The organism is Arthrobacter sp. TJ-240, from assembly GCF_058269195.1.
The window spans coordinates 18,232-37,997 of the sequence record NZ_JBZCNG010000001.1 but is presented as its reverse complement, the minus strand read 5'-3'; the positions used below and the strand labels follow the sequence as shown (position 1 = coordinate 37,997).

Here is a 19,766-nt window from a genome sequence, read left to right as displayed (position 1 = left end):
GTCGATGGCGTGACGGTCCAGGAACAACTCTCCTTTGGCGTGCCCTCGGTGACGCCCCGGGCGGTGGATGTCTATGACTTCCGCCGGCCCACCACGCTCGCGCGTGAACACTCCCGCGTGCTCGAACTCGGCTTCGAGACGTTCGCCCGCCAGTGGGGCACGCAGCTGACCGCGAAGATCCGTGCGATCACGCAGGTGACCAGTGAACAGCTCCTCCTGCAGACGTACAACGAGTACGCGGCGTCCCTGCCACCCACGACGGCGATGATGCTGTGCGCCGTCACCGGCCACGCGAGCAAGGCGGTCATCCAGTTTCCCGCATCGGCGGGTCTGTACTGGGTGGACTCGATGCTCGGCGGCCACGGCGCGGTTCCCCTCGAAGAGCGGAAGTTCACCCAGATCGAGCAGGCGCTGATCCGCCGTCTCATGGACGACGCCCTCGAAGGGCTGCACTACTCGCTCGGGTCCGTCCTGTCCCACCAGCTGAGCATCGACTCGATCCAGTACAACGCCCAGTTCGCCCAGGCGGCCTCGACCACCGAGCTCATGATCGTCGGCGTCTTCGAGATCCGCGTGAGCGACCGCGTCAGCCGGGCGACCATCGCCATCCCCGCGCATCTCCTGCTCGCACAGCTCGGCGACGCGAACCCGACGGCCACGAGCGAGGACGCCCGCGAACTGATCGAACAGCAGGTGACGCACGTGCCCGTCGACGTGTCGGTGCAGCTCGCCGCCCTGCCCGTCCTGCCGTCCCGCATCCTCGATCTCGCCGTCGGGGACGTGCTGAAGCTGCCACACCCGCAGCACCGACCCTTCGAGCTCGCCGTCAGCGGACAGCGGCTCGGCGAGGCAGCCCTGGGCCAGAACGGCTCACGCCTGGCCTGCGTAGTAGTGACCACCGAGGAGAACACCGCACCATGAACACCACCACCGCCGAGCACGCCGCCGCCGCGTCCCTCGCAGCGAGACTGCCGCTTCCCGGCCCGCTCACGGCCGAGCCCTGCAACGCCGCCGAGGTGCCGTCCGCGAGTGCCTCGACCGCCGTCATCGCCTCCTTCGTGGGTGCCTCCTCCGCGGACCTCGCCGTCGTCCTGATCGACGCACAGCCCCTCGCCGTCGCCGCCGGCACGTCGTCACCGCTGGTCTCCCCGGCCGACGTGCTCGTGCCCGCCCTCGAGGCCGCCTCGAACTCCCTCGGCGACGGCGTGCTCGGCGTCCCGGCCGTGCAGGACGCGCTGCCCCTGTTCCGCGACGCCGAGACCTCCGTCTTCCGTCTCGCCGGCCCGTCCGGCACGGTCGGCTGGTTCGCCGTGCGCCTGCGCGGGGCCCGGCCCGGTGCGGCTCCGCGCCGTTCGTCGGCACCCGCCGGGGCCGCCAACCTCGGCCGCATCAGCAACGTCGAGATGGCCATGACCGTCGAGATCGGCCGGACCCGCATGTCCGTCCGCGACGTGCTGGACCTCGAACCGGGCGCCGTCATCGAACTCGACCGGTCCGCCGGCGCTCCCGCGGACGTCCTGCTCAACGGGCGCCTCGTCGCGCACGGCGAGGTCGTCGTCGTGGACCAGGACTACGCCGTGCGCATCACCCAGATCCTCGACGTCGCGGACGGCAGCCTCTAGTGGACGTGGTGGTCCTCGCGCTGCGCGTGCTGCTGTCCCTCGGTGTGGTCCTCGCCCTGCTCTTCGTGCTGCACCGCAAGGTCTCGAGGATCAACGGCAACCGTGCCGGGGCGGGCCTCGTGTCCGTCGTGGCCCGCCAGGGGATCGGCGTGAAGGCCTCGGTGGTCGTGCTCGACGCCGAGGGGACCCGTTTCTACCTCGGCGTCACCGAGCAGTCGGTGTCGGTCCTCCACTCCTCGGCCGCCCCGCGCGCACTGCAGGCGGTCCCGGGATCCGACGACACCGCAGGACGCTCGGCCCCCGCCGTATCCGGGCCCGACGAGACCTCCGACGCCCGCTTCGCGGCCTCGCTCCGGCTGGCCGGCGGAGCGGTGGACACCGTGCCGACGGCCCACGCCGCTCCGGCACCGACCACCGACGCGTATCCGACGAGCCGCCGCGCGGTCCGTGCCACGGAATCGGCGCGTCCCGCCGCACCGCTGCACGGATCGATCCTCTCTCCCGCCACCTGGAAGCAGACCGCGGCCTTCCTGCGCCAGGGACGGGCGGGGTGACCTCGGCCGCACTCGTCCCGGCGCGCCCGGCCCGCCGCTCCCGCGCCCTCGCAGCGGTGGCCGCCTTCGTGCTGGCCGTCGTCGTCGTCCTCCTCGGGGCGGCTGCGGGGCACGCCGGCGAGCTGGACCCGGCCGTCCCGGCACCCACTGCGCCGTCCGCCCCCGCCGACCCCACGGCTCCCACCCCGCCCGGGAGCGACGACGGCCTGTCGGTCCAGATCAACGGCGTGGACGGAGCGCCGAGCTCAGCGGTCCTGACGCTCATCGGCATCACCCTGCTCTCCGTGGCGCCGGCGCTGCTGCTGATGATGACGTCCTTCACCAAGATCTTCGTGGTCCTGGCGATGACCCGGAATGCCCTCTCGCTGCCATCCATCCCGCCCAACCAGGTGCTCGCCGGGCTGGCCCTGTTCCTGTCGCTGTTCATCATGGCGCCGGTCCTGACCGAGATCAACGACCTCGCCGTGCAGCCCTACCTCGACGGCGCGACGACGTTCTCACAGGCACTCGCCGACGGCGCCGGGCCGCTGCAGACCTTCATGATGGGCCACACCCGCGAGGAGGACCTCGCGCTCATGACACGGGCGGCCGGGCAGCCGAACCCGCAGGACGCGGCGAGCGTGCCGCTGACCACGCTCATCCCGGCGTTCATGATCTCGGAACTCCGCGCCGCGTTCATCATCGGGTTCGTGATCTTCGTGCCGTTCCTCGTGATCGACCTCGTGGTGTCCGCCGCGCTGATGTCCATGGGCATGATGATGCTCCCGCCGGTCATGATCTCGCTGCCCTTCAAGATCCTGCTGTTCGTCCTCGTGGACGGGTGGGGCCTGATCATCACCTCGCTCATCAACAGCTACCAGGGCGGTTGACGTGGACACCAACGCCGTCCTCGACATCGGCCTCGCAGGCATCTGGGCCGCCGCGAAACTCTCCGCGCCCGTCCTGCTGACGGCCCTCGTGGTGGGATTCGCGATCTCGCTGCTGCAGTCCATCACCCAGATCCAGGAGGTCACGCTCTCCTTCGTGCCGAAGGCGGCCGCCGTGTGCATCGCCCTGCTGGTCTGCGGCCACTGGATGATCGCCGAGATGATCTCGTTCACGCACGAGATGTTCGAGCGCATCCCGGGCCTGCTCGGGGGCGGCTGACATGGACATCGAGCTCGACCAGGCCCGCATCGAGTCGATGATGCTCACCGGCGTGCGGATCGTCGCGTTCCTCGTGATCGCCCCGCCCTTCTCCTACCGCGGCATCCCGGCCCGCATCAAGGCCATGCTCGCCGTCGGGCTCGCCCTCGCGGTGTCCCCGCGGGTCGCCGAGGGATATGCCGCGGGCGGCACCGGGCAGTACGTCGGTGCGCTCGTCCTCGAACTCGTGATCGGCGCGGCCCTGGGATTCCTCGTGCTCGTGATCTTCTCCGCCATCCAGTCCGCGGGCGCCCTGATCGACCTGTTCGGCGGCTTCTCGCTGGCGCAGGGCTTCGACCCGCAGTCCATGGTCAACGGCGCCCAGTTCGCGCGCCTGTTCCAGCTCACCGCCCTGACACTGCTCTTCACCTCCGACGGCTACCAGCTCATCATCGGCGGCCTGATACGGACGTTCGACGCCCTGCCGCTGGGCGGTGCACTCGACCTCGCCGAACCCGCCGAGGCCCTCACCGGCGCCGTCACCGGGCTCTTCCTCGCCTCCGTCCAGATCGCCGGCCCGCTCATCGTGGTCCTCTTCCTGGCCGACGTCGGCCTCGGGCTCCTGACGCGGGTGGCCCCGGCCCTGAACGCCTTCGCGCTCGGCTTCCCGCTCAAGATCTTCATCACGCTCAGCCTCGGCGGCGTGGTGTTCGTGGCCCTGCCCCGCGTCGTCGCGACCCTCGCCGACGAGGCCGCCACCGCCCTGATGGGGGTGGGCTGACCATGGCGGAGGATTCCGGCGAGCGGACCGAGCAGGCCACCGACAAGCGGATGAAGGACGTCCGCTCGAAGGGCCAGCTCGCCAAGTCCGAGGACTTCACGGCCTGGATCGGCGTCGGCGCCGCAGCGCTCATGCTGCCGTCCCTCATCGCCCGATCCTCGGACGTCGCCGCGGAGCAGCTCGTCCGCGTCGCCGACACCATCGCGAACCCCGACCCCGCGGCGGCCCTCGACGCCCTCGCCGACGGCGGCGCCTCCCTCGCCACCGTCCTCGGGCCGTTCCTCGGCGTGCTGCTCGTGGCCGTCCTCGGTACCGCAGCACTGCAGGGCGGCATCCACGTCAAGAAGTTCTCGGGCAGGTTCGAGCAGTTCAACGTGGTCACGGGCCTCAAGCGGATCCTCGGCGGCCAGGCCCTGTGGCAGGGGGCGAAGGCGCTCCTGAAGACCGGGGTGGTCGCCCTGGTGCTCGTCGTCGTCGTGCAGAACCTCATGCCGGCGCTCATGGCGGCCGGCGGGCTCTCCGTCGCCTCGCTCCTCTCCACCGCCGGAGAAGGGACGGCGGCGCTGCTGCAGGCGGCCGTCGTCGCGGGCCTCGCCCTCGCGGCGCTCGATGTCCTCGTGGTGATGCGCCGCAACCGCAAGAAGACGCGCATGACCAAGAAGGAGGTCAAGGACGAGAACAAGAACTCCGACGGCGACCCCCTCATCAAGTCGCAGCGGCGATCGCGCCAGCTCGCCATGAGCCGCAACCGCATGATCGCCGCCGTCGGCGGGGCCGACGTCGTGCTCGTCAATCCGACGCACGTCGCGGTCGCCCTCAAGTACGAACCGGGCCGGTCCGCGCCGCGCGTCGTCGCGAAGGGTGCCGGCGTGATCGCGGCGAAGATCCGCGAGGAGGCCGAGAAGAAGCACGTGCCGATGGTCTCGGACATCCCGCTCGCGCGGGCCCTGCATGCGGCGTGCGAGCTCGGCCAGGAGATCCCGTTCGAGAACTACGACCAGGTGGCCCGCATCCTGGCATTCGTCATGTCCCTGAGGACCAGGGGAGCCGCCCGCGGCGTCCACACCCTGCCCGCCCGACCCGCAGCCGCCGGAGGCCTCCGATAATGCGTTCTTCCCTGTCCAAGTTCCTGGTGCCCGTCGGGGTCGTCGGCATCATCCTGCTTCTCGTGGTGCCGGTGCCGTCGGTGCTGCTGGACGTGCTGATCATCGTGAACATCCTGCTGGCGCTCGTGATCCTGCTGAACACCATGTTCGTGCGCAAGCCGCTGGACTTCTCGGTGTTCCCGTCCCTGCTGCTCGTCGCGACGCTGTTCCGCCTCGGCCTCAACGTCGCCTCCACCCGGCTGGTGCTCGGCGACGGCTACGCGGGAGAGGTCATCGCCGCCTTCGGGCATGTCGCCGTCGGCGGGTCGATCATCATCGGCGCCGTCGTCTTCCTGATCCTCATCGTCATCCAGTTCGTCGTGGTCACCAAGGGTGCCGAGCGCGTCGCCGAGGTGGGAGCCCGCTTCACGCTGGATGCCATGCCGGGCAAGCAGATGGCCATCGACGCCGACCTCAACGCCGGGCTGATCACCGACACCCAGGCCCGCGAGCGCCGGGCGGAGGTCTCTGCGGAGGCCGACTTCTACGGCGCCATGGACGGCGCGTCGAAGTTCGTGAAGGGCGACGCCATCGCCGGCATCATCATCATCATCATCAACATGGTCGGCGGCCTCGCGATCGGCATGCTGCAGGACGGTCTGCCGATCTCCGAGGCCCTCACCACGTACGGGCTGCTCACCATCGGCGACGGCCTCGTCACCCAGATCCCGGCACTGCTCATGGCGGTGTCCACGGGCATGATCGTGACCCGCTCCAACGCCGACGCGGACATGGGCTCGATGGCGGCACAGCAGCTCGGCCAGTCGCAGAACGCCCTGCGCATCGCCGGAGCGGCGGCGATCGTCATGGCCCTCATCCCCGGCATGCCGAAGCTGCCGTTCGTGGTGGTGGGGGCGGGTCTGATCGTGATCGCACAGCGGCTCAAGAAGTCCGACGCCGATGCCAGGACGGCGGCCGCCGCGCTCGAGGCCGAAGCAGCCGCACCCTCGGCCGACAGCACGGACGACCTGCTCGAGCAGATGCGCGTCCACGCCCTCGAGGTGCTGCTCGCTCCGGACCTCGTGGACGTCGTCACGGGCGCCCCCGACGATCTGCTCGGTCGCGTCCGCGCACTCCGCCGGAAGATCGCCCTCGAACTCGGCGTCGTGGTCCCTCCCGTCCGCACACGGGACAGCATCGACCTGCCGCCGGCCACCTACGTCATCAGGATCGCCGGCGTCGAGGCCGGGCGGGGCGAGGCACCGCGCGGCAAGGTCCTCGCCCTCGGGGACCACCTCGCCCACCTGCCGGGCACCGCGGTCGTGGAACCCGTGTTCGGGCTCGCGGGCAAGTGGGTGCCGTCCGAGCTCCGCCACAACGCCGAGCTCTCCGGCGCCACGGTCATCGACCGGGTGTCGGTGCTGGTGACCCACCTCTCCGCGGTCATCACCGCGAACGCCGCCCGCCTCCTGACCCGCGAGGACGTCCGCGTCCTGACCGACGGCGTCCGGCAGGTCAACCCGTCCGCCGTCGAGGAACTCGTGCCCGGTCTGCTGTCCCTGGCCGAGGTGCAGCGCGTGCTGCAGGGACTGCTGTCGGAGCAGGTGCCCATCAACGACCTCGCGCGCATCTATGAGGCACTGACGCTGAAGGCGAAGTCGTCGTCGGACCCGGAGGGCCTCGTCGAGGCCGCCCGGCTGGCGCTCGGGCCCGCCGTGACGCAGCAGTACCTCGACGGCTCCCTGCTGCGCGTCATCATGATCGACCCGCTGCTCGAACAGTCCATGCTCGAGGGCCTCCGCCCGTCCGACCAGGGCACGCAGATCCTCCTCGACCCTGCCCGGACCGAGGCCGTCCTCGCCTCCATCCGCTCCACGGCGGCCGACCTCGAGGCCTCCGGGCAGGCTGCGGTCCTCGTCTGCGCACCGGCGCTGCGGCCCGCGCTGAAGCGGCTCGTCGGGCCGCAGGCGGCAGCACTGCCCGTGCTCTCCTACCAGGAGGTCACCAGCGCGAACGTGGCCATCGAGACCGTAGGGGTGGTGCGTGGTACCGCAGCTGTTTCATCTTGAGGGTTCCTCCCTCGAGGAGCTGAAGGCGCGGGCCGCCACCCTGTACGGCCCGCACGCGCTCATCGTCTCCGCGGAGCTCGTGACGGTCGGCGGGATCCGCGGCGCCTTCGCGCGCAAGCACTACGAGATCGTCGTGGAAGTACCGCAGCACGACAACGCCCCGGCCGCCGAGCGTCCACGTGGACGGCGCAGCGCAGCAGCGCAGCCCTCCGGTATCAACGCACTCCTGGAACAGGCCGAACTCGACGAGGCGCGCCTCACCGGGACCGGCCGTCCGGGCACCGGCAGCCGTCCCGGACGGCAGGAGGAACCGGCGGCCGCCGTCTCCACCGACTCGGGCCTCTTCGCCGCGCTCATGGACAACCTGACCTTCGCGACCGACCCGGCGCCGTCCCCCACCGGCCCGGTGCCGGCACCGGCCGTCACGACGGACGATCGTCACGCCCGTCCCGCGGGGCGCCCTCCCCGGCCGGCGGCGGAGCTCGCCGAGACCGACGACGCGTCCGCTGGCGTGATCGGCGGGCCGGGCGGCGCCGAGGCCGACGACACGCCCGCTGTCGTGCCGCACCTCGACGCGTCACCGGGCGACCCCGCACAGCTGCCCGACCTGGGTGGACACGCTGTCAGCCGGTCCGCCGCGCGGATACCCGTCCCCGCCGTCCTCCAGGCCTCCGGCGACCTCGTGACCGTCATCGGGTCGCCTGCCGCGAGCTGGGAGGTCGTCCAGGCGATGGCGACGGCATTCGGCGGGGGAGCCCCCGCCGCGGTCGCGCTCGCGGGGGAGGCGACGGGCTGGCTGCGGCCGGATGCCCGCAGGATCGGGGACCACCTCGACGCGAACGCCGCCCGTGCCGCAGGCGTGGACGGCGGACATCCGGTGTTCCTCGCGCTCCGGTCCGGGGATCCTGTGGAGGATGCCCGCCTGCTGCTCGCCCTGCGCCCGGACCAGGTGTGGCTCGCGGTCGATGCCGGGCGCAAGGAGGCGGACACCGCCGCCTGGGTCGGGGCGCTGCGCAGGAGCATGGAGCGCGCCGGACTCGAGCCGGCGGGCCTCGCCGTCGTCGGGCAGGGGGCGACGTCGACGCCCGACACCGTCCTCGCACTGGGACTGCCCGTGGGCTGGCAGGACGGGCCGCCGGGACGCACCAGTCCGGGCGGCGGTCGCCGTCGAGCCCGGCCGGCCGGGATAGAGTGACACGATGCTTGTTCTAACGCGAAAGGTCGGGGAGCAGATCCTGATCGGCGACGACATCGTCATCACGGTGCTCGATTCCCGCGGCGAGGGCATCCGCATCGGCATCGATGCGCCCCGGGGCGTGAAGATCCAGCGCGAGGAGGTTCTGCGCGCCGTCACGGAGGCGAACCTCTCCGCTGCGGCCGCCGATTCCGCGGGCGCCGACGCCCTGAAGGCCCTGCTGCAGTCGGGCGCCGTGGTCACCACCGACGGCGGCCCGGAGGGCCCGCCCGGCGTCTAACAGACTCACCGGGGAGTGGCGAGGACCGCGCTGGGCCCATCTCGCCGTTGCCCCCGGAAATCCACCGATCTAGCCTGACACCACCTGTTCACACCGACACGGAGGTACGTCATGGCTACTGGAGAAACCGGATTCGACGACGTCTCGTTCGACCTCATCTCCCTGCAGTACCACTCGCTGAAGGCCGGGCACGATTACGGCCAGTACGTGCGCGACGCCCGCAATGCGGGCCGGGACGACATCGCCGACTTCTTCGAGCAGGTCATGGCCCAGGATTCCGAGCGGGCCGCGAGATGCCACGCGTTCCTGGGTGAACTGACCGGGTCCTCGGAGTCCGGCCCGGCGATGGGCTGACCCGGCACGCTCCCCGAGCGCGGAGCTGTGGCGGGTGCGCGGCCCGCGGACCCGCCACAGCCGCACGCCGACGGCCCTGGGCGGATCCGGATATGAGAAAACCCCGGCGGCGTACCGTCCGGGGTTCCGATGGAGCCTCCTGCCAGAGTCGAACTGGCGACCTTCTCATTACGAGTGAGACGCTCTACCGACTGAGCTAAGGAGGCAATGCTTCCCGGTTCCGGGCTGTACCCGGGGCCGATCCACAAGCCACAACTTTATAGGAGGGTCCGCCCCGCGGTCAAAATGGCGGATCCCGGCGCGAATTCGGCTCCGGTTCACCCCGACGCCGCCTTCCGTACGTGCGCCCGTCAGCCGCCTCCGGAACGCTGAGGACACCCGTGACCCGCATCGGGGCGGATCCGGCAGCACAAGGGGGACGCCGCGTGGCGCACGACCGCACATTCTCGCTCGCCGTGATCGACATGGCGGGGACCACCGTCGACGAGGGTGCCCTGCAGGAGGAGGCCTTCTCGCGGGCCCTCGCCTCGCACGGCGTGCACGAGGGCACGGGTGCCTTCGACGACATGACCGCGTACGCGCGCCGGACGATGGGCACCTCCAAGGAACTCGTCTTCCGGCATCTCTTCGACGACATCGCCACCGCCGTCGACGTGAACCGGACCTTCGAGACGGCGTACGACACCCTGCTCGCCCGGCACGGCGTCCGGCCCATCCCGGGCGCCGAGGACGCCATCCTGGCCCTGCGCGGTTTGGGCCTGAAGATCTGCCTCGCCACCGGCTTCGGGCGCCACACGCAGAACATGATCCTGGAATCCCTCGGCTGGATGGGCCTGGCCGACCTCAGCCTCTGCCCCTCGGACGCGGGCCGCGGCCGCCCCTACCCGGACATCATCCTCACCGCGGTCCTCGCCCTCGACATCGAGGACGTCCGCTCGGTCCTGGTGGCGGGGGACACGACGTCGGACGTCATCGCAGGGCAGCGGGCCGGCGCGGGCGCGGTCATCGGGGTCCTGACGGGCGCGCACTCGGAGGCCGAACTGCGGCTCGCCGGGGCCGACGTCGTCCTGCCGTCCATGTGCCACCTGCCGCAGTGGCTCCCGGCAGCGATCGACGGCGATCAGCAGCGCGCGCCGTCCGCCGGGACCGTGCCGTCGATGAAGTAGGAGTCGACGAGGTCCAGGATGCAGTCGTTGGACCGTCCGTAGGCGGTGTGCCCCTCGCCCTGCCAGGTGACATGCACGCCGGACTCCAGCTGCCCGGCCAGGGCCGTGGACCACTCGTAGGGCGTGGCGGGATCGCCCGTGGTGCCGATCACGACGATCGGATCCGCCCCGGCGGCCTGCAGGGGAGCCGGCCCGAGGACGGGCGGGTACTTCCACGGCGCGCACGTGATGCCGCCGTAGGCGAGGAACCGTCCGAATGTCGGGGACGCGGCGACGAGTTCCTGCTCGTCGGCGCGCATCTGCGCGGGATCGCTCGTCATGGGGTAGTCGAGGCACGTCACGGCGAGGAACGCCGCCGTCGAGTTGGACGCGTAGGTGCCGTCCGGCTGGCGTTCGGCGCCGAGGTCCGCGAGGTAGAGCATGCTGGTCGGGTCGCCGGCGAGGGCCGCGGTGACCGCCTGCGTGAGCGTGGGCCAGTTGCCGTTGTCGTAGAGCGGCAGGATGAAGCCCTGCACGAAGGTCGAGATCGGCACGAGGCGGCCGTCCTCCGCGGTGAGCGGTTCACGCTCCACGGCGGCGAACAGGTCCTGGATCTGGCGGACGCCGTCGTCCACGCTCCCGGTGTACGGGCAGTCCGCCCCCTGCTGGCAGGCGGCGACGTACGCGCGGACCGCCCGTTCGAAGCCGCCCGCCTGCCCGAGGGTGATGTTCTCGTTGCTGAGCGAGGGGTCGATCGCGCCGTCGAGCACCAGGCGGCCCGCCCGCTCGGGGAACAGGTCCGCGTACGTCGCCCCCAGCTGGGTCCCGTAGGAGAAGCCGAGGAAGTTGAGCTTCGGGTCGCTGACGATCGCGCGCAGGATGTCCATGTCCCGTGCCGCCGACTCGGTGTCCACGAACCCGAGCAGTTCGCCCGTGCGCTCGGCGCAGAGGTCCGCGTACTCCTGGGCGTCAGCGGTCATCAGCGCCAGGATCTCGTCCTCGGGCGCGTCGGGCGGGTAGCTCTCCTGCCGGGCCTCGTCCTGCTCGGCGTCGGTGAAGCACTCGACCGCACTGGACCGGTTGACCCCGCGGGGGTCGAACCCGACGATGTCGTAGTCCTGGCGCAGCCGCTCGCTCGTGACGTAATCGAGGGACTCCTGCACGATGTTCACGCCGGACCCTCCGGGGCCGCCCGGGTTCACGAGGATGGTGCCTTGCGCCTCACCCGTGGCCTCGGACCGGATGGCCGAGAGCTCGATGCTGCTGCGGCCGGGGTCGCTGTAGTCCAGCGGCACCTCGATCGTGGCGCACGAGAACGAGCCCTCGCAGTCCTCCCACCGCACCTCCTGCGTGTAGAAGCCGCGGAGGTCACCGGCCACCTCGCCGATGGCCGCGGGGTCGGCGGTCTCCACACCGGTCACCGGGGTGTCCGCCCCGTCGGGGGAGAACAGGGTGCACCCGGACAGGCCGAGCATCACGGCGGCGGCCGCGGCGAGGACGCCCAGGGGGCGGCGGCGCGGGGCAGCGCCGGGGGAGAGCGGTCCAGGGGTCATCGGTCGAGGTCCTTCCGGGACAGCAGGCTGACGGTCATCGCTTCGATCGCGAGGAGAGGGGACACATTGGTGCTGACGAGCCGCGTACGGACCTCGTTGATCGCCTCGAGGCGCAGCAGGGTGTCCTCGGCGCTCTCACGGCGGGCGAACTCCTCGAGCTCGGGGCGCAGCGGCTCGTTCACGAGCGGCTGCCCCGTGGAGACCTGCAGCATGAGGACGTCGCGGTAGAAGGAGATGAGGTCCGTCAGCGCGCGGTCGAAGTAGTCGTTCTTGGAACGTTTCGCACGGCGGGTCTGGTCCTCCTCGAGGCGCTTGATCTGCGCCCGCAGGGACGGCGGCAGGGTGCCCGTCTCGGGGGCCCCGAGGGTGGCCAGCAGGGCGGCACGCTCCTCGGCGTCGCGCTGCTCGAAGGAGCTCTGCGCCTCCGCCTCCGCGAGCTTCACGAGGTCCGCGGCGGCGCGCATGGCCCCGGCCACGGAGCGCAGGGTCAGCGGGAGCCGGACGATCTGGTTGCGCCGCTCCCGGGCGCCGTCGTCGGTGGCGAGGCGCTTCGCCACGCCGATGTGGCTCTGCGCGGCGCGCGCGGCCGCCTCCGCCGTCGCCGGGTCGATGCCGTCCCGCGCCACGAGCAGGTCGGCGACGTCCTGGACGGGCGGCAGCCGGAGGCCCACGGACCGGCAGCGCGAACGGATGGTCACGAGGACGTCCCCCGGGCTGGGCGCGCAGAGCAGCCAGATGGTGCGCGGCGGCGGCTCCTCGATGGCCTTGAGCAGCACGTTGGTGCTGCGTTCCTGCATGCGGTCGGCGTCCTCGACGATGATGATGCGCCACCGGCCCGTGGACGGCTTGTCCTGCGCCTTGCGGACGAGTTCGCGGGCCTCGTCGATGCTGATGGTCACCTTCTCGGTGGTGACGTTGGTGAGATCGGCGTGGGTCCCGGAGAGGACGGTGCGGCACGCCTTGCACGTACCGCAGCCGCGCTCGGTCAGGGCCTCCCGCTCGCAGAGCAGCGCCGCGGCGAACGCCCGGGCGGCATTGGAGCGCCCGGAGCCGGGCGGACCGGTGAAGAGCCAGGCGTGCGTGGGGGCGCCGGACTCCGCCGCGCGGCGCAACTGCTCCACCACCTGCTCCTGGCCGCGCAGCTCGGCCCACACGCCGGTGACGGGCAGGTTGTGCGTGGCGGCGCTCATGCGGGCACCCGCGCGAGGGCGTCCAGGATGGCCTCGTGCAGCTCCTCCGGCGTGCCGGACGCGCCCAGCACCAGATAACGTTCCGGCGCCTGGCGTGCGAGATCCAGGAAGGCGGCCCGGATGTCCGCGTGGAAGCCGTCGGGTTCGGACTCCAGGCGGTCCTCGGGCGCGGAGCCCGCGGTGCGCCGGCTCCGGCCCTCCGAGGGCTCCACGTCGAGCAGGACGGTGAGGTCGGGGCGGAGGCTCTCGGTGGCCCAGAGGTTCACATCGAGGACCGCCTGCGCACCCAGGCCGCGGCCGGCCCCCTGGTAGGCGACGGAGGAGTCGATGTAGCGGTCGCACACCACGACGTCGCCGCGCCGCAGGGCGGGCAGGATCACCTGCTGCACGTGGGCCGCCCGCGAGGCGGCGAACAGGAGGGCCTCGGTGCGAGCATCGATCTCGCCGTGGCCGTACTCGAGGACGAGGGAGCGGAGCGTCTCCCCGATCGGGGTGCCGCCCGGTTCCCGTGTGCGGACCGCTCGACGGCCACCGGCCTCGAGGGCCCGGCAGAGCATTGCCGCCTGGGTTGACTTGCCGGCGCCGTCGCCGCCCTCGAGGGCGACGAAGAGCCCGGGGAGTCCGTGCGGGAGGGGAAAGGTCACGGACTCAGCCTACCGAGTGGCGGCGACCTTGTGCCCGGGTAACACTTGCGGTCGGGATCGGCCACCGGGCTAGGCTCGGAGGATGGCATCCGAGCGGTCCGACCTCGCCCCCGACACCCTCACCGTCGCGGCGGGGCGTCCTCCCCGCGAGCACGACGCACCCGTCAACGCGCCGATCGTCCTCACCACGACCTACCACGAGACGCGGGCGCCCCAGCCGGGCGACCGCATCTACGCCCGTGGTTCCAACCCCACGTGGGACCCCTTCGAGGAGGCGCTCGGCGCCCTCGAGGGGGCGGACCTCCCGGCGCTCGTCTTCGCCTCGGGCCTCGGCGCCGCCGCCGCCGCGCTCTCGCTCGTGCCCTCGGGCGGAGCGGTACTCATGCCGCGCCACGCCTACGCCGGCTCGCTCGGCCTCGCCGCAGACCTCGCCGCCCAGGGCCGCTTCGAACTGCACGTCGTCGACGTCGCGGACACCGACGCCGTCCTCGCCCAGCTCGCCGACCTCGCCGCACGGTTCGACGCCGGGCACCTCATGCTGTGGCTCGAGAGCCCCACCAACCCCATGCTCGAGGTCGCAGAGCTGGCCGTCCTGACCGACGCCGCCCACGCGGCGGGCGCCGTCGTCGTCGCCGACAACACCTTCAACACGCCCATCGTGCACCGCCCGCTGGAGGCCGGCGTCGACGTCGTCCTGCACTCCGTCACGAAGTGGCTGGCCGGCCACTCCGACGTGGTCCTCGGGGCGCTCGTCACGTCCGACGCCGTGCGGCGCGAGCGCCTCCTGGCGCACCGGACGCTGCACGGCGCGATCGCCGGACCGTTCGAGGTGTGGCTCGCCCTGCGGGGGCTGCGCACCCTCGCCCTGCGCATGGAACGGAGCCAGGGCACGGCGCTGACGCTCGCGCACCGCCTCGCGGAGCATCCCGCCGTGCGCCGCGTGCGGTACCCGGGCCTGCCCTCGGACCCGGGCCACGAGCGCGCGGCCGCGCAGTTCAGCGGCTTCGGCGGGATCGTCAGCATCGAACTCGACGACGTCGCCACGGCGGACGCGCTCGTCGCCGCCGTCCGGCTGTGGCTCCCCGCCACCTCCCTCGGGGGCGTGGAGTCGCTCGTGGAACGGCGCCGGCGCCAGCCCGCCGAACCGCTGACCGTGCCCGAGGCACTCGTGCGCCTGTCCGTCGGCATCGAGAACCCCGAGGACCTCTGGGCGGACCTCGACCAGGCGCTCCACCAGGCGTTCCACCAGGCGACCGACCGGGCGCTCCACCGGGCGACCGGCGGTGAGTCCTCGCCGGTGCCCGCTGCGTCCCGTGCATCCCGGGAGGCGGGCCAGCTAAGCTGAACGCGTGTACCTCGTCCTCCTGATCCAGCAATACCTGTACCTCGCGCTCGGCTTCGTGGCCCTGGGGATCGAGGTGTGGGCCCTCACCGACTGCGTGCGGCGCCCCGGGACGGCCTTCGAGGCCGCCTTCAAGCGGACCAAGGGGTTCTGGCTGGCCCTCACGGGCGGTGCCGTCGTCGTCGGCCTGCTGTCCACCCTGAGCAGCCGGGGCGGCTTCAACCTCTTCCAGCTCGTGGCCATCATCGCGGCGTGCGTGTATCTCGCCGACGTGAAGCCGGCCGTCAGCCAGACCTCGGGTCGCGGCGGCAGCAGCGGTCCCTACGGCCCCTGGTAGCCGCCGCTCGTCGAGCCCGGCCGCACGGCCTCCCAGGCGACGGTGACCTCGCCGAGCCGCCACCGGGACGGGCCGTCCAGCAACGGCCAGCCGTCCGCTTTCAGTGCAGCGCACGTCGCCGTCCAGCGCTGCCGGTTCCCGAACGAGGCGAGCGCCGCGGCGTCGAGCCAGGCCTTGTCCAGGGCACGGAGATACGCGTGGACGCGCTCACCGGGCACGTTCCGGTGGATCAGCGCCTTGGGCAGCCGCTCCGCCACGTCGGAGGGCAGCGCGAACGCACCGAAGCGCAGCGACACGCTCAGTGACACCGGTCCCTCGCTGTCGAGGGTGGCCCAGGTGGCGCGGCGCCCGATCTCGTCGCAGGTGCCGTCGATGAACACGCCGCCGGGGGCCAGGCGGAGGCGCACCTCGTCCCAGTAGGCGGCGTACTCGTCCTCGTCGTACTGCCGCAGCACGTTGAAGGCGCGCACGACGACGGGGCGCCGGCCGTCCAGCGGCAGCTCGAAGCCGCCCTGCCGGAAGCCGAGGCCGGGGCGGGCGAGCGGTGCTGCGGCGGCCACCCGGACGGGGTCGATCTCGATGCCGACCACCTCGACGTCGTCGCGCACGGACCGCAGGCGTGTGAACAGCTCGACGGCGGTGACCGGGGCGGCCCCGTAACCGAGGTCGACGACGAGCGGGTCCGCGGCGCGGCGGAGGCGGTGTCCCTGGGGCCCCGCGAGCCAGCGGTCCATCCGGCGGAGGCGGTTCGGGGCGGTGGTACCGCGGGTGATGGTCCCGAGAGGTTTCGGGGGACGGGGACGCGGAGGCACCCATCAAGGGTAGGGCACCCCGGGCGTACCGCCGTGCCGGCGCCCGTCCCGCAGGGCACCGTCATACGTCGCCCACGCATGACCTCCGGCAGTGCCATACGGCAGACTGGAACCATGACCTACACACTGATCCTGCTGCGCCACGGGCAGAGCGAATGGAACGAGAAGAACCTCTTCACCGGCTGGGTGGACGTCGCCCTCACGGAGAAGGGCCGCGAGGAGGCCACCCGCGGCGGGCACCTGCTGACCGAGGCCGGCATCCTTCCCGACATCGTCTACACGTCCCGGCAGAAGCGCGCCATCATCACCGCGAATCTCGCACTCGAGGCCGCCGACCGCAGCTGGATCGACGTCAAGCGCCACTGGCGGCTGAACGAGCGCCACTACGGAGCGTTGCAGGGCAAGGACAAGGCCCAGACCCTCGCGGAGTTCGGCGAGGAGCAGTTCATGGAATGGCGCCGGTCCTATGACACCCCGCCGCCGCCGCTCGACGACGACAGCGAGTACTCGCAGGTCGGCGACCCGCGCTACGCGGACCTCGGCGACGACGTCCCCCGCACCGAATGCCTGAAGGACGTCCTCGACCGCTTCCTGCCGTACTGGGAGTCCGACATCACGGTGGACATCAAAGCCGGCAGGACCGTCCTGATCGCCGCCCACGGCAACTCGCTGCGCGCCCTCGTGAAGCACCTCGACGGCATCAGCGACAGGGACATCGCCTCGCTGAACATCCCGACGGGCATCCCGCTCGTCTACGAGCTGGACGAGGACCTCAAGCCCGTGAAGGCAGGCGGCACCTACCTCGACGCAGATGCTGCGGCGGCGGCCATCGAGGCGGTCGCGAACCAGGGCAAGCACTAGCTCCGACGGCATCAACAGGAACGACGGCGACCCCCAGCGGGTCGCCGTCGTTCCTGTTGATCGGGGTGCGGGTCAGTTCAGCGGTGCGCTGGGCTGCCATTCGCCGGTGACGAGGTAGGTGACCTTCCTGGACACGGAGACCCCGTGATCGGCGAAACGCTCGTAGTAGCGGCTCGCGAGGGTCACGTCGACGGTCGTCGGCGCGGTCTCGTTCCAGTCCTCGGAGGCGACGGCCCTGAAGACGCCCGCGTGCAGTTCGTTGACGCGTGCGTTGGCCGCGTTGATCTCGTTGCTCAGGTCCAGGTTGCGCGTCTCCAGCAGCTCGGTGACCTTCGCGGCAATCTGCACGTCGAGTGCGGCGAGTTCGTCGAAGGTGGACCGGATGCTCTCGGGGATGACGTTCGCGGGGAACCGCAGCCGCGCGAGCTGCGCCACGTGCCGGGCGAGGTCTCCCATGCGCTCCAGCGACGCGCTCATCCGCAGCGCGCCGACGATCATGCGGAGGTCGGATGCCACGGGACCCTGCAGGGCGAGGATGTCGATCGCGCGCTCATCGAGGGAGTTCTGGAGGAAGTCGATCCGCGCATCGGCGGCGATGACCTCCTGCGCGAGCTCGGTGTCGGCTCCCTGGAAGGCGCTGTTGGCCTTCTGGATCGCCTCGGAGACGAGCTGCGAGATCTCGATGAGCTCCTCCCCGATCTGATGGAGCTCGGCCTGGAATACCTTACGCACGTAGGCGTCCTTCCCAATTCGTCTGGTCCAACGGTGCACTTCCGGTCGAGCCTTCCAGCCCACGGTGAACTGATGCTCCGCTTTGTGTGAACGTTAGTTGAACCACCGGTCCATTGCCACCGGATGGCAGGGGACCGGGAAACCGCAGCGCATAAGCTATGACCGTGGACCCCCTTCTCCTGACGCTCGTGGCCGGGCTGGTCGGCCTGGCCCTCGGCGTGGGCGGCATGGTGGCGTTCCGCGCCAGCGAGGCCCAGCGGGTCCGGCTCCTCTACGAGGACGAGCCGACGCTGCCCGACGGCGCCGCCGAGGTCCTCTCCATCATCGGCCGTGCGTACGTGATCGTGGACGCGATCGACGGCGTGGTCCGGGCCAGCCCTGCGGCCTACGCCTTCGGGCTGGTGCGCGGCCACACCGTGGTGCACTCCGAACTCCTCGATCTCACCGCCCGTGTCCGGCGTGACGGCGTGATCGAGCAGCAGCAGCTCGAGCTCCCCCGGGGGCCGTTCGGCCAGGGCACGATCGTGGTGCAGGTCCGCGTGGCGGCCCTGGGTGCCGAGTACATCCTGATCCTCGCGGACGACCGCACGGAGATCACCCGCAGCGAGGAGATCCGCAACGACTTCGTGGCGAACGTCTCGCACGAGCTGAAGACACCGGTGGGCGCCATCTCCCTCCTCGCCGAGGCCATCGACGACGCCGCCGAGGACGAGGTGGCGGTCCGCCGCTTCGCCCAGCGCATGCACAAGGAGTCCGGGCGCCTCTCCGCCCTCGTGCAGGACATCATCGAGCTCTCCCGCCTGCAGGGTGCCGACGTCGTGCGCCGCGGCAAGGCCGTGGACGTGAACTCGGTCATCGCGGAGGCCGTGGACCGCAACAAGCTCCCCGCGGAGAGCAAGCAGATCGACATCGTCGTCGGCGGGTCCGCTCCCACGCCGGTCTACGGTGACCGCGACCTCCTCATGACGGCCTTCCGCAACCTCATCGACAACGCCATCCGCTACTCGCCCGAGGGCACGCGGGTGGGAGTGGGTGTGCGGTCGCGGGACGGCCTCGTGCAGGTGTCGGTCACCGACCAGGGCACGGGCATCACGCCCGAGGAGCAGGAGCGCATCTTCGAGCGGTTCTACCGCATCGACGCCGCCCGCTCCCGCCAGACCGGCGGCACGGGTCTCGGCCTCAGCATCGTCAAGCACGTGGTCTCGAACCACGGCGGCGAGGTGACGGTCTGGTCGCAGGCCGGGCAGGGCAGCACGTTCACGGTCCGCCTGCCGGAGATGGAGGGGACGTCGGAGGACGACGCCCCGTCCGGTGCGGACGGAGCGACGACGCAGGGCGCCGACAGGAAGTCGGCGAAGAAGGGCAGCACCGCTGTCCATGAGCAGGGAGTCAAGGCTTGAGCCGAATCATGATCGTCGAGGACGAGGAATCGTTCAGCGACCCGCTGTCCTACCTCCTCGGCAAGGAAGGCTTCGAGGTGTCCGTCGTGGACAACGGCCTCGACGCCATCACCGAGTTCGACCGCTCGGGGGCGGACCTCGTGCTGCTGGACCTCCAGCTGCCCGGGCTCTCCGGCACCGAGGTGTGCCGCCAGCTGCGCCAGCGCTCCAGCGTGCCGGTCATCATGCTGACGGCGAAGGACGCGGAGATCGACAAGGTGGTGGGCCTCGAACTCGGCGCGGACGACTACGTGACCAAGCCGTACTCGTCCCGTGAACTCGTGGCACGCGTGCGTGCGGTGCTCCGACGCCAGGGCGAACCCGAGGAGCTGATCGCCAACACCATCCAGGCCGGTCCGGTCCGGATGGACATCGAACGCCACGTGGTGAGCGTCGACGGCGAGCAGGTGGCCCTGCCGCTCAAGGAGTTCGAGCTGCTCGAGATGCTGCTCCGGAATTCCGGGAGGGTCCTGACGCGCGGCCAGCTGATCGACCGCGTGTGGGGGTCGGACTACGTGGGGGACACCAAGACCCTCGACGTCCACGTGAAGCGGCTTCGCGGCAAGGTGGAGCCCGACCCCTCGAACCCGCGCTACCTCATCACCGTGCGCGGCCTCGGCTACAAGTACGAGCCCTAGCCGCGCCC

Annotated in this window: 22 protein-coding genes and 1 tRNA gene; 17 read left to right on the top strand and 6 right to left on the bottom strand. The window is 71.3% G+C overall.

Features of this window, described 5'->3' with window-relative positions:
• Positions 1-9 precede the first annotated feature (9 nt).
• From AC4D2C_RS00170 to AC4D2C_RS00120, 11 genes are all read left to right on the top strand, one after another.
• Entirely contained in the window at positions 10-921 is a 912-nt protein-coding gene (locus tag AC4D2C_RS00170; protein ID WP_490904418.1) for a flagellar motor switch protein FliM, read from the top strand.
• The gene (fliN, locus tag AC4D2C_RS00165) at positions 918-1,622 is read left to right on the top strand and encodes a flagellar motor switch protein FliN (RefSeq protein WP_490904417.1); all 705 of its coding nucleotides are present in this window, start codon (positions 918-920) and stop codon (positions 1,620-1,622) included. Before AC4D2C_RS00170 ends, fliN begins: the two co-directional genes overlap by 4 nt.
• Positions 1,622-2,176: a FliO/MopB family protein gene (locus AC4D2C_RS00160; protein WP_490911656.1), complete on the top strand. Its 555-nt coding sequence runs from the start codon at positions 1,622-1,624 to the stop codon at positions 2,174-2,176. Before fliN ends, AC4D2C_RS00160 begins: the two co-directional genes overlap by 1 nt.
• Positions 2,173-3,045 carry a flagellar type III secretion system pore protein FliP gene (gene fliP / locus AC4D2C_RS00155; protein ID WP_490911655.1) on the top strand — a complete coding sequence of 291 codons (873 nt, stop codon included), beginning with the start codon at positions 2,173-2,175 and terminating at the stop codon, positions 3,043-3,045. Before AC4D2C_RS00160 ends, fliP begins: the two co-directional genes overlap by 4 nt.
• 1 nt (position 3,046) lies before the next feature.
• Positions 3,047-3,322 carry a flagellar biosynthesis protein FliQ gene (gene fliQ / locus AC4D2C_RS00150; RefSeq protein ID WP_334208701.1) on the top strand — a complete coding sequence of 92 codons (276 nt, stop codon included), beginning with the start codon at positions 3,047-3,049 and terminating at the stop codon, positions 3,320-3,322.
• A 1-nt stretch (position 3,323) separates the two neighbouring features.
• Positions 3,324-4,082, top strand: coding sequence for a flagellar biosynthetic protein FliR (locus tag AC4D2C_RS00145; RefSeq protein WP_490911654.1), 759 nt, complete (start codon positions 3,324-3,326; stop codon positions 4,080-4,082).
• Between the two features lie 2 nt (positions 4,083-4,084).
• Positions 4,085-5,188, top strand: coding sequence for an EscU/YscU/HrcU family type III secretion system export apparatus switch protein (locus AC4D2C_RS00140; RefSeq protein ID WP_490911653.1), 1,104 nt, complete (start codon positions 4,085-4,087; stop codon positions 5,186-5,188).
• Positions 5,188-7,236, top strand: coding sequence for a flagellar biosynthesis protein FlhA (locus tag AC4D2C_RS00135; protein ID WP_490911652.1), 2,049 nt, complete (start codon positions 5,188-5,190; stop codon positions 7,234-7,236). The genes AC4D2C_RS00140 and AC4D2C_RS00135 overlap by 1 nt, the downstream gene beginning before the upstream one ends.
• The gene (locus tag AC4D2C_RS00130; protein ID WP_490911651.1) at positions 7,211-8,431 is read left to right on the top strand and encodes a hypothetical protein; all 1,221 of its coding nucleotides are present in this window, start codon (positions 7,211-7,213) and stop codon (positions 8,429-8,431) included. The genes AC4D2C_RS00135 and AC4D2C_RS00130 overlap by 26 nt, the downstream gene beginning before the upstream one ends.
• Positions 8,432-8,435: 4 nt before the next feature.
• Entirely contained in the window at positions 8,436-8,711 is a 276-nt protein-coding gene (gene csrA, locus AC4D2C_RS00125) for a carbon storage regulator CsrA (protein WP_490911650.1), read from the top strand.
• A gap of 111 nt (positions 8,712-8,822) precedes the next feature.
• Complete coding sequence (locus AC4D2C_RS00120; RefSeq protein ID WP_334208707.1) at positions 8,823-9,065, top strand: acyl carrier protein; 243 nt, start codon at positions 8,823-8,825, stop codon at positions 9,063-9,065.
• A gap of 130 nt (positions 9,066-9,195) precedes the next feature.
• Here the strand turns inward: AC4D2C_RS00120 and AC4D2C_RS00115 are convergent.
• Positions 9,196-9,271, bottom strand: a tRNA-Thr gene (locus AC4D2C_RS00115).
• Positions 9,272-9,454: 183 nt separating this feature from the next.
• On the opposite strand from AC4D2C_RS00115, the gene AC4D2C_RS00110 reads away from it, so the two are divergent.
• Complete coding sequence (locus AC4D2C_RS00110) at positions 9,455-10,231, top strand: HAD family hydrolase (protein ID WP_490912985.1); 777 nt, start codon at positions 9,455-9,457, stop codon at positions 10,229-10,231.
• On the opposite strand, the gene AC4D2C_RS00105 is transcribed toward AC4D2C_RS00110, so the two are convergent.
• From AC4D2C_RS00105 to tmk, 3 genes are read right to left on the bottom strand one after another with little or no spacing between them, the layout of a single operon-like run.
• Complete coding sequence (locus tag AC4D2C_RS00105; protein WP_490911649.1) at positions 10,186-11,763, bottom strand: alpha/beta hydrolase; 1,578 nt, start codon at positions 11,761-11,763, stop codon at positions 10,186-10,188. The two genes, AC4D2C_RS00110 and AC4D2C_RS00105, sit on opposite strands and share 46 nt — an antisense overlap.
• Positions 11,760-12,953: a DNA polymerase III subunit delta' gene (locus AC4D2C_RS00100; protein WP_490911648.1), complete on the bottom strand. Its 1,194-nt coding sequence runs from the start codon at positions 12,951-12,953 to the stop codon at positions 11,760-11,762. The genes AC4D2C_RS00105 and AC4D2C_RS00100 overlap by 4 nt, the downstream gene beginning before the upstream one ends.
• A complete protein-coding gene (tmk, locus tag AC4D2C_RS00095) occupies positions 12,950-13,597 on the bottom strand; it encodes a dTMP kinase (protein ID WP_490911647.1) in 648 nt (215 codons plus the stop codon). The genes AC4D2C_RS00100 and tmk overlap by 4 nt, the downstream gene beginning before the upstream one ends.
• A gap of 82 nt (positions 13,598-13,679) precedes the next feature.
• Between tmk and AC4D2C_RS00090 the strand changes: the two genes are divergently transcribed.
• Positions 13,680-14,942, top strand: coding sequence for a trans-sulfuration enzyme family protein (locus AC4D2C_RS00090; RefSeq protein WP_490911646.1), 1,263 nt, complete (start codon positions 13,680-13,682; stop codon positions 14,940-14,942).
• A 4-nt stretch (positions 14,943-14,946) separates the two neighbouring features.
• Positions 14,947-15,276 (top strand): DUF2516 family protein, encoded by a 330-nt coding sequence (locus AC4D2C_RS00085; RefSeq protein WP_490904403.1) that lies wholly within the window; start codon positions 14,947-14,949, stop codon positions 15,274-15,276.
• Here AC4D2C_RS00085 and AC4D2C_RS00080 read toward each other — a convergent pair.
• Complete coding sequence (locus tag AC4D2C_RS00080) at positions 15,261-16,010, bottom strand: class I SAM-dependent methyltransferase (RefSeq protein WP_490912984.1); 750 nt, start codon at positions 16,008-16,010, stop codon at positions 15,261-15,263. The genes AC4D2C_RS00085 and AC4D2C_RS00080 overlap by 16 nt on opposite strands.
• A gap of 192 nt (positions 16,011-16,202) precedes the next feature.
• Between AC4D2C_RS00080 and AC4D2C_RS00075 the strand changes: the two genes are divergently transcribed.
• Positions 16,203-16,949: a phosphoglyceromutase gene (locus AC4D2C_RS00075; RefSeq protein WP_490911645.1), complete on the top strand. Its 747-nt coding sequence runs from the start codon at positions 16,203-16,205 to the stop codon at positions 16,947-16,949.
• 72 nt (positions 16,950-17,021) lie between these two features.
• On the opposite strand, the gene phoU is transcribed toward AC4D2C_RS00075, so the two are convergent.
• Entirely contained in the window at positions 17,022-17,681 is a 660-nt protein-coding gene (phoU, locus tag AC4D2C_RS00070) for a phosphate signaling complex protein PhoU (RefSeq protein WP_490904401.1), read from the bottom strand.
• A gap of 164 nt (positions 17,682-17,845) precedes the next feature.
• Between phoU and AC4D2C_RS00065 the strand changes: the two genes are divergently transcribed.
• Both AC4D2C_RS00065 and AC4D2C_RS00060 read left to right on the top strand, forming a co-directional pair.
• Complete coding sequence (locus AC4D2C_RS00065; protein ID WP_490911644.1) at positions 17,846-19,081, top strand: sensor histidine kinase; 1,236 nt, start codon at positions 17,846-17,848, stop codon at positions 19,079-19,081.
• A complete protein-coding gene (locus tag AC4D2C_RS00060) occupies positions 19,078-19,758 on the top strand; it encodes a response regulator transcription factor (protein ID WP_104048999.1) in 681 nt (226 codons plus the stop codon). Before AC4D2C_RS00065 ends, AC4D2C_RS00060 begins: the two co-directional genes overlap by 4 nt.
• Positions 19,759-19,766 lie beyond the last annotated feature (8 nt).